Genomic DNA, 9,598 nt, shown 5'->3' on the forward strand with positions numbered 1-9,598 from the left:
AAGCATAATGTGGGAGTTATGGAATGTCAACTTATTTACTTATGGACGTCCCGTCTGCCCCTCTTATGGACGTCCCGTCTGCCCCTCTTATGGACGTCCCGTCTGCCCCGTCTGCCCGTCCGTCTGCCCCCCAAATTGCCGCTGTTTCCCCCATGCCACGCAAAGCGTGCATTGACACTGGGGGTGCCCTTCATCACATCATTTAGTTATTCCCCCCATATAGTTGATGTTTCAGGTGCGCTTACTGGCGGCGGCAGCTTAGACATTAACACATTGATATTAATTTGATTTTACACTCAACCGTCAAAAAAATGGATGTGTGTTCCAGGGTGAATAGAAATTTTACTATACCGTCCAGACGGTATAGTATGGTATGGGTAAGCATGAATCGTCATCCAAATCCTCTGCGAGTGAACTTGAAGGGAGATTGATGTGGGACACAGAAAGAGCCGTAAAGATGCAATACTGGAAGCTGCCGCCGATCTTGTTCAGGAAAAAGGCGCCGTACATCTAACGCTTGATGCGGTCAGTGCAAGAGCAAACGTAAGCAAAGGGGGATTGCTTTATCATTTTAGAACAAAGGAAGCCCTGCTCCAAGCGATGGTCTCCAGGCTTGAAGAGACATTTACGCGCGATCGGGAAACGCAGTTGGCAACACTCAAAAAAAGTCCCGCAAGAACACTCAAGGCCCATATCATCTCGATGGGGACCATGCGTCAAAAAGAGGCCAAATCTGTCGCTGCCGCGCTCCTGGCTGCCGGTTCCCACGACCCCAAACTGCTCGATGATTCACGCCGGTTCTATTACGAACCCATCAACAAGGAAATCGAAGCCGCCGGAATTTCCCATGCATTTGTCAGCGTGATCGTCTCTGCAGTGAAAGGCATGCTTTTGTCCGAAATGCTGGGTACGGCAACTTATACCCATAAAGAGCGCAGCGCCTTTATCGAGGAAATCCTCCGGCTTATCGAAGAGGAGGAGGCACGTTCATGCAAGTAAAGTGGCTGCCGGTTTTATGCCTGCTGCTTTCTGCCGTTTGCGGCTGCGGTCATTTTGACGGGCAAAAGACTCGCCGGGAGCATGCCGAGCAGTTCCCTGCCGCGCTGGCGGAACTTACGGCAGGGGAATTGTCCGGGAAAGGCGCTTTGGGTCTCAAGGATTGCGTGGACATTGCGCTGGCGAACAATCTGGATGCGCAGGCGGCGCAGATCAACAAGCGGCTCGCAAACCTGGACCGGAAGATCGCTTTTAGTAATTTTCTTCCGCACGTCAATATCGAACTGATTCATTACACTTCGGACAAACAGCAACAGATCGGAGTGCACGGGGTCTACCTCCCCATGTCCGACCGATCCGTCACGGAAACCGTACTCGGTGCCCAGCAGGTCATCTTCGCACCCGAGGCATGGTTTCTCTACGAGGCATACACCAAAAACGAGAACATCACCAAACTTGTCGCCCGAAGGACGCGCGACTTGATTCGTCTCCAAGTGACGACCCTCTACTTTTCCATACTTTCGCTGGAGCAGGCACGCGGAACGATTGACGCATCACTGGCACAAGCGGGTGAACTGCTCAAGGAACTGGAGGCGTTAGCCGGGGAAGGGCTGGCCATGCCCAGTCAGGTCGAGCAGATGAGAACCATCTTTCTCGCCCAACAGGTGAATCTGACTGAAAACACCCGGATGCAGACTGAGGCCCGATCAGCGCTGCTGGAGGCGATGGGACTGTCCCCATTTGCAGCCATACACCTTAAAGCAGGTGCGCCTTTGACCGTTGAGAAACAGGACCTGGCCGATCAAATTCTTAAGGCCATGCTTCAGCGGCCTGAAATGTACATCACTGACACGGCCATCGAAATCCGCAAGGATGACGTCCGGATGGCCATTTCCCGGTTCCTGCCCACCATATCGGTGTTCGGTGAATTTAGTCACAGCACGAATTCATTTTTTAAATTCAGCGATATATGGACCTTCGGCGTGTCCGGTGTCCTCAACGTATTTGACGGTTTTGCCAACATCTATGCCTATCAGGCGGCCAAGCAGCGAAAGGCGCAGGCGTTCATCGCCCGCGAGCAGACATGCATGCAGATCATGCTGGAGGTCATACGGGCAAGATCGCAATATGAGCGATCTCTCGACAACCTGCAACTGGCAGAACAGGAGCTTGTGGCAGCGAAAGCCTTTTTAGGCGAAACGCAATCAAAGTGGCGGGAGGGATTGCTGCTCACGTCGGAGCGGCTCAATGCGGTGACCCGCCATTCGGCTGCCACCGCAAATGTCTTGGCAGCCGGGTTTCAAACACAGGTGGCGGCTGCAACCCTGCTGGATGTAATGGGCGTATCCCCGGAAGGAAATGCGCATGGAAAAATCAATTAAAACAGCGGGCAACATCTGTCTGACCGCAACGGTGCTGGCTGCGGCCATGGTTCTGTTCTGGGCCCGGCCGGCGACATCGGACACAACCGCACCTGGAGCCCGAAAACGCCTGCCGGTGGTTTTGTCGCCGGTCCGAAAGATGACTTTCGAGGAACGCATCAAGGTATCGGGCAATGTGGAGGCAAAGAATACCGCGCTCGTATCCGCGCGCATTCCCGGCGTGCTGGAATCGATCTTCGTGGACAAGGGCGATCCTGTGAAGCGTGGACAGAAATTGTTCCAGACAGACAAAATCAAGCTGGAACGGGCAGTAGCATCTGCCGGGCAGCAGGTGGCGGTCGCGGCCGCTACGGTTCAGGCCCGTGCGGCCACAGTCGAGCGGATTGAGGCAGATCTGGCAAAAGTACGGATGGATTTTGAACGCTATGAACGGCTCTACAACCAGGACCGGGCCGTCACCCAAAGCGTCTTCGAAGCACAAGAATCGCATCTCAAACAGGTAAAAGCCGCCCTGAAGGAGGCCAGGGCCGGACTCGTGCTCTCCCGTGCGCAGGAAGCGCAGGCAAAGAGCAACATGTCCATGGCCAGAAAAGATCTGGCGGATTCGCTTGTCACCGCACCCATCGCCGGAATGGTCAGCCAGCGGATGATGGAGCCCGGCGAAATGGCAAAAAGCGCCACCGCCGTTCTCCGCATCGATGATCTGTCGGTGGTAGAAATTTCAGCGTATCTGCCGGAAACATACTATACGCGCGTGGTCGTAGGCCGGACGTTGCTTCGTGCCGGGTCGGGGGACAGGGATATCGGCGGCATGGTGATTACCACCAAGAGTCCGACAATAAACCCCAAGCTGCGTACGTTCGAAATCAGGGCACTACTGAAAAACCCGCCTCACGTCGTCGTGCCGGGCACCCGCGCGGAAGTGGCCGTAATACTCCAAAAAAGAACCGGGCTCGGGGTACCCACGGTATCCGTTCTTAGAAGAAGAAAAGGAAAAGTCGTTTTTACCGTGAAACATGACATCGCCCATATGCTGGCCATTGAAACCGGGCTGGAATCCGACGGCTGGGTGGAAGTCCAAGGTGTCGATCTGGCCGCGGGCCAGCCGATTGTTCGCATGGGGCAGGAACGCCTGAATGACGGTATGACCGTCGTCGAAGTAAAGGAGGGTGTGGAGTAATGTTTCTTTCCAATGCTTCCATCAACCGCCCCGTGGCCATGAGTTGTCTGATCATCGGTCTGACGCTGCTGGGATTGAATGCATCCCGGAAAATGGGTCTGGAATTCATGCCCAAGATGGATGCACCCTTTATAACGATTATCACCGTGTATCCGGGCGCCTCTCCCGAAGAGATAGAGACGGATATCGCCAAACGTATCGAAGACGAGGTGGTCTCCATCAGCGGGTTAAAACACGTCAGTTCCGTGAGCATGGAGAACGTTTGCCAGACGCTGCTGGAATTTGAAATGAACATTGACGTTGATTTGGCCAGTATCGACGTCCGGGAAAAGATTGACCTGATCCGCTCGGACTTTCCCGTGAATGTCGAAGACCCGATCATTCAAAAGTTCGATGTCAACGCCTTGCCCATTATCACTCTCGGCCTCACCGGCGATGTGCCGCTGGATGAACTCTACGATTTTGCAGACAATGACCTGAAGAACCGCCTTACCACGATCTTCGGTGTGGCTGAGGTGGAGCTGGTCGGTGGTGCGGAACGCGAAGTACATGTGCTGCTGAACAGGGACAGGCTCCAGGCCCGGGGACTGACCTCCCTATCCGTGTATGAGGCCATCCAAAAAGGGATTCGCACTATTCCCAGCGGCCGGGTGCAGGATCGGGGCGTCGAGTACAGTGTCAAATTCGATGCGGACTTCGAAAATGTCCAGGGGATCAGTCAGTTGGAGATCGTTAACGACAGGGGAATAAGCTGTCGCATTGGCGATGTGGCTTCCATTGAAATGACCACCGAAGAGCTCCGCCAAGTCGCAGCCGTGGATGGCCGGCCGGCCATCTCGATCCGGGTCATAAAAAAGTCGGATGCCAACACCGTTGAAGTGACCCGCCGGGTTCGCGATGTGGTTGACGCACTCAAAGGGAATCTGCCCGGCGGGATGGAACTGGTCTGGGTCACGGACGAGGGCCGGTTCATCGAAGCCAGCGTATGGAGTGCCTGGTCGAACGTGGGTGAAGGTATTGTGCTGACGGCCGCAATCCTGTTCGTTTTTTTGTACAACCTGAGAACCTTGCTGGTGATCTGTATCACGATGCCGCTGACCATCGTGATCGGCCTGTTTTTCATGCAGATGGCCGATTTTACGCTCAACACGGCGACGCTGATCGCCTTCGGCATGTCCGTGGGCATCCTGGTGGCCAACTCCATCGTCGTGTTAGAGGGTATCGTCAGACGCCTGGATGAGGGAAAGCCGCCGAAAGAAGCGGCCGCTCTGGGCGCAAAGGAGACGTTTATCGCGGTGCTGGCCAGTGCTGCGACAAACACGGTGGTGCTGTTCCCGCTGGCCACCATGGGCGGCAAGGTGGGTATGTTCATCAAACCGCTGGCGCTCACGATGGTTATCGTAACCCTCGTATCACTTTTTATTTCCTTTACCCTGACCCCGATGCTCTGCTCGATTCTGCTCACGCCCCGTGATCCGAACCGGCGGACACTCCTGACACGGCTGGAATCGCTCTGGAACCGGCGTTTTGCAGCCCTGGTGGAAAAGTATCGGCGATTGATAGACGCCACGGGGAGGCACAGGGTCGCGGCCGTGCTGGTTATGCTCTTAATCGCCGGTATGTTGGTCCAATCGATGTCTTTGGCGCCGGATATCGGCTTTGACCTGTTCCAGGGGATCGACCGGGGAGAGGTGATCGTCAAACTCGAATATCCGACGCGGTACTCCCTGGACGAAACATGGCGGCGTGTCCGGGATGTCGAGGCCCGTGTGACCGATCTGACAGGACTCCGGCATCGCATGGTGACGGTGGGAAAGGTCGAGGGTATGCTGGGCCAATCGTCCGAAGGCGTCTATCTCGCGCAGTTGCTGTTGCGGTTTCCCGAACGCGACGAACGCGCGGCCACGGTCGACCAGTTCATCGGCGAAATCCGGTCGCGACTGCAAAATTATCCGGAGGCGGTCGTCTCTGTCGGCAAACCCGCCACCATTGGCGGTGGAATGCAGGTCCCCGTGGAAATGGAGATCGCAGGGATGTCTCTGGCCGAACTGGACCGACTGGCCCTGAAAGCCCAGCGTTTGTCTGAGGAGATTCCGGGGCTCAGGGACATTGATTCAACGGTCCGCCCGGGAAAGCCGGAACTGCTCATTCGCCCAAACCGGCCGGTGCTGTCGGACCGGGGCATTTCTGCAACGGTCCTTGGCATGGCCCTTCGTGGAAACATCGAGGGGCTTACCGCCGGCACGTTCAAGGAGAATGCCCGCAACTACGACATCGTCGTTCGCATGGAAAAACAGGAAGGCAAACGGCAGGTATCCAGTTTTCAGTTTCCGGGAGAACCGGGAAAGGCAGTGCCTCTGGAGACCCTCTCTTCCATGTATGAAACACGTACGCCGATCCAAATCACCCGGAAGGACAAATACCGTATCTCGAAGCTTTTGGCCAATCTCGAAAGCACCCTGCCATTGGGAACGGCGGTCGGCAGGATAACCGAAGCAATCCGGGAGAAAGGCGTGTTTCCGCCGGGTTATGAGTACCGTTTTACCGGAGACTATGAACGAATGGCCGATGCGCAGTCACTTCTGGGAGAAGCCGCGATCATCGCCATGGTATTGGTGGTGCTGTGCCTGGCGGCCATTTTGGAATCCTTCAAACAGCCGGTGTTGATCCTGGTAACGGTGCCCCTATCGCTCATCGGCGTGATGTGGGCACTTTACATCGCAGGCCTCAGCATGGATATCTTCGTTATCATGGGTTTCGTGATGATGGCCGGCATTGTGGTCAATAACGCCATTCTCATCATGGATCAGTTCAACGTCCGGGTCAGCCAGGGGACTCCCCGCCGCCAGGCGATGGTTTCCGCAGCCTGCGAGCGGTTTCGCCCGATTGTTATGACCACTGTTGCGGCGGTGCTGGGTATGCTGCCCCTGGCCGTGAGCCGGGGAATCGGGGCGGAGATGCGAAACGGCATCGGCGTCGCATCTGTCGGGGGCATACTTGTCTCGGGCATATTGACGCTGATTATGGTGCCGGTGCTCCACGGACTGTTCATTCGAAGAGACAGTAATATTTCCAACGGGTTAAATAGAACCGCAAAGAATACGGAGGCGGACTGAATTAGGTGAAGCGAGGCAGCCGAGGGATGTTGCCGATATCGTGTGATTTGAAAAATCGATGTGATGCGCTGAGCCTGGGACCGCTCCAGCCCACAAGAGTAATTAGCATCGCTTGTTTATTTGGGTAGGGGTCGCATCAAGCTATCCATCTATTCACATGGGCAGGGGGCGCCCATTATGGCTCCCATAAGTGGCTAACGTTCAACGTTCAGGATATGCTGCAAGCCGGGTTCAACACATGCCTCAGCAGCCGCGGCGATCTATCAATGGCCTGCTGGAGGCAAATATTTTGAAAAAATACGGCTCTTTTTTCACGAATAGGATAACTACGATGATATTTTCCATCAGACAAATCATATGCATGCACAAGTTCGTGAATTAACACGCCTCTTTTGTATGTTTTATCTGTTCGAGTAATTCGATCTGTATTAATATAAATAATTGAATCCGTACCCTTGTTTCTTGCAGCACTGCGGCTCTTTTCGTCTAAAGCTTCAGTGTGCGAACGTGTTCTTTTCCCGCTTTTGTGCCACGTTAATGGATCATCGGTTATAGGCGTTATCGTTATAGTCATATCTGATTTTTCGATATTTTCTATAAGCGTGGCAATATACGGTGAACAACTTTTTGCCTCTGCAAGGTTAGAAGTAACTTTATCTTTGAAGTCTCTTGAGCCACTAATGATCAATTCAGCGTGAAGAGGTGATGGATGGCAAATTATTAGTGACATATGGTTTTCATGATTCCCCTAACGAATAGCGTTTTATCCATCGTCCCGATACAAAAGTACTAAGCGACGGCAAGCCGCGTGTTAACAAAACATTCGGTGGAACCAATAGAGCAAGGAAAGGGATGATGGATAAAATGGCGTTGAACAGAGCCGCTTGATGCTATGGCGGGTCACGCATCGGACTGCATCGCGGGATCTTGAACATGGCCTGCATCTGCCCCTTGCCGCAGTTTGGACAGCAATGAATATCGATGCCTGTCAACCGGAGCATGATCTGACGGGCATCTTCAACCGCAGGTTCGGTGGTTACGACCTGCGCGTCCATCTGTTCCCGGATCAATGCGATGTTCCGGCGCTTGTCCCGGTGAAACAAAAAAACGAAATAGCGGATTTTTAAAAACCGCGGTGGCAACACATGCAACAGGAAGCGCCGGATAAACTCATCGGCGGCCAGGGTCATCCGGCGGGTCCGATTATTGCCACTGCGATCCTTGTAGGTAAAGGTCACCTTTCCGTCATTCATCGATAATAAACGATGGTTGGAGATGGCGACCCGGTGCGTGTAGCGCCCCAGATAGTCGAGCACCTGCTCCGGTCCGGCAAATGGGGCCTTGGCGTAGACGATCCATTGTTTTTTCCGCAACAGGTTTACAAGACTTGTAAATGCCTCGCGGTTGGCCAAGGAAGCGATCTGGCCGTGGAAGCGCAATTCACCGTTATCATAGCGTTCCCACAGACAGTCGAGATAGGTCTTGCGGAACTGTTTGGCCAGGGATTTGGCCCGGAACAGATACGACTTGCGGGACGGGTTCCAACGCAAGCGGTCGAACGACCACGCACCGGCGGGAACCAGACAGTGCAGATGAAAGTGATCGATCAAGGTCTGGGACCAGGTGTGCAGCACGCCGACAATGCCCAGTTGGCCGTTAAGGCGCCACTTTGGGTCTGCGGCAAACGTTTGCAGGGTCTCGTTGACGCTGCCGGACAAGTCATCCAATAGCACCTTTGGATTGCAGTGGATCAGTGGATTGAGATCGTGCGGCAGGGTGAAGACCAGATGGAAATAGCCGCTGGGCAGAAGCTCGCTTCGACGGGCATCCAGCCAGCGTTCATTGGGTCGTGATTGAAACTTCAAGCCTCCGCATCATCATCACCCTCCACCACCGGTGGTTTCATGATCAGCCGATGGCTTCACGGGCCGTGACGGCCGCGTCGGGAAAGACATCCACCAGGTTGGCGGCGTGGCGCAGGTTGTCGGCCGTGCGCATCATCAGCATGGCCAGGTTGCCCTCGGCCATGCCATAATCGCCGGCCACATGCTCCCAGGGATAGCCGGCGGCCCAGGCATGAGTCATGGCCGCCGGCCGCAGGTAGAGCTGACGCACCTCGAAGCCCCGTGATTTCATGTGGCGGGCGAATCCGCTGAGGTTCTTCTGGATGCGGTTGACGGTTTTTTCAGGCGGTTGGGCACCAGACGGCCTTCCAGGCGGTCGTCGGTTTCCTTCTCGTTGACGAAGCAGGCGAAGACGCCGGCCATCTGGGCCGCGTCCTGATCCGGCAGAAGACCCTGGCGCAGGCATTCGGCCACCAGGAGGGGCTGGTCCACGCGCAGCTGGGAGGCCCACTCACCGTCGGCGGTGAGGCGATCATCGTTGTCAACGAAACCCGTCTCCTTGAGAAAAGCCAGGTGGCGCTGGAAATCCTCCCACAACACTTCGTGGACATTGGCCATGCGGGTTTTCTGGCGGCTTTCCTCCGCATTGGCCATGAGCAGCCAGGTAGCGAAGGAGCGTTTGAGCAATTCCTCCACCTGGGCCGGCGTATAAGAGAGCAGCAGGTTGAGCACCATGGAGAAGTTGATGCGGATGCGGCTGACCACCTTGTCCGGCCGTGAGGCGAGCAGGCGCGCCACCAGGCGCAGGTCCATGTAGCGGCCGGGAACGGCCAGGGCGAAGCCGATGGCGGTCCATGCCGCGGCGGCCGGCACGGCCGGTCATCTGGTGCAGTTGGGTGGCATCCAGGGGGATGAACTCGACGCCGTTGAAGCGGTCGGAGTTGAAGAAGACCACGGTGCGCGCCGGAAAGTTCACCCCGGCGGCCACGGTGGAGGTGGCGAAGACGGCGGTCAGGAGCCCCTCGGTCATCAAGGTCTCCACCACCAGTTTCCAGCCGGGCAGGTGGCCGCTGTGGTGGG

At 55.6% G+C, this 9,598-nt stretch carries 7 protein-coding genes and 1 pseudogene; 5 read left to right on the forward strand and 3 right to left on the reverse strand.

The features are described from left to right. The first annotated feature begins 432 nt into the window (after window positions 1-432). From JCM12296_RS29340 to JCM12296_RS29355, 4 genes are read left to right on the forward strand one after another with little or no spacing between them, the layout of a single operon-like run. Complete coding sequence (locus JCM12296_RS29340) at window positions 433-999, forward strand: TetR/AcrR family transcriptional regulator (RefSeq protein ID WP_172684168.1); 567 nt, start codon at window positions 433-435, stop codon at window positions 997-999. Continuing rightward, on the forward strand, window positions 990-2,378 hold the full coding sequence (locus tag JCM12296_RS29345; RefSeq protein WP_054700432.1) for a TolC family protein: 1,389 nt from the start codon (window positions 990-992) through the stop codon (window positions 2,376-2,378). Before JCM12296_RS29340 ends, JCM12296_RS29345 begins: the two co-directional genes overlap by 10 nt. After that, on the forward strand, window positions 2,362-3,558 hold the full coding sequence (locus JCM12296_RS29350; protein WP_054700435.1) for an efflux RND transporter periplasmic adaptor subunit: 1,197 nt from the start codon (window positions 2,362-2,364) through the stop codon (window positions 3,556-3,558). The genes JCM12296_RS29345 and JCM12296_RS29350 overlap by 17 nt, the downstream gene beginning before the upstream one ends. Further along, window positions 3,558-6,674 (forward strand): efflux RND transporter permease subunit, encoded by a 3,117-nt coding sequence (locus JCM12296_RS29355; RefSeq protein ID WP_054700438.1) that lies wholly within the window; start codon window positions 3,558-3,560, stop codon window positions 6,672-6,674. The genes JCM12296_RS29350 and JCM12296_RS29355 overlap by 1 nt, the downstream gene beginning before the upstream one ends. A gap of 208 nt (window positions 6,675-6,882) precedes the next feature. On the opposite strand, the gene JCM12296_RS37255 is transcribed toward JCM12296_RS29355, so the two are convergent. The 3 genes and pseudogenes from JCM12296_RS37255 to JCM12296_RS51000 all read right to left on the reverse strand — a co-directional run bounded on the left by JCM12296_RS37255 (window position 6,883) and on the right by JCM12296_RS51000 (window position 9,331). Next, window positions 6,883-7,404, reverse strand: a complete 522-nt coding sequence (locus JCM12296_RS37255; protein ID WP_083456638.1) for a M91 family zinc metallopeptidase — start codon at window positions 7,402-7,404, stop codon at window positions 6,883-6,885. Window positions 7,405-7,564: 160 nt separating this feature from the next. Continuing rightward, window positions 7,565-8,539: an IS91 family transposase gene (locus JCM12296_RS29360; protein ID WP_054700440.1), complete on the reverse strand. Its 975-nt coding sequence runs from the start codon at window positions 8,537-8,539 to the stop codon at window positions 7,565-7,567. Between the two features lie 43 nt (window positions 8,540-8,582). Beyond that, window positions 8,583-9,331 (reverse strand): annotated as a pseudogene (locus tag JCM12296_RS51000) (hypothetical protein). 83 nt (window positions 9,332-9,414) lie between these two features. Between JCM12296_RS51000 and JCM12296_RS46165 the strand changes: the two are divergent. Continuing rightward, window positions 9,415-9,598 (forward strand): hypothetical protein (locus JCM12296_RS46165; protein ID WP_246805074.1); only part of this gene is annotated, 184 nt, incomplete at its 3' end.

The sequence above is a fragment of the Desulfosarcina cetonica JCM 12296 genome (assembly GCF_001311845.1).
GTDB lineage: Bacteria > Desulfobacterota > Desulfobacteria > Desulfobacterales > Desulfosarcinaceae > Desulfosarcina > Desulfosarcina cetonica.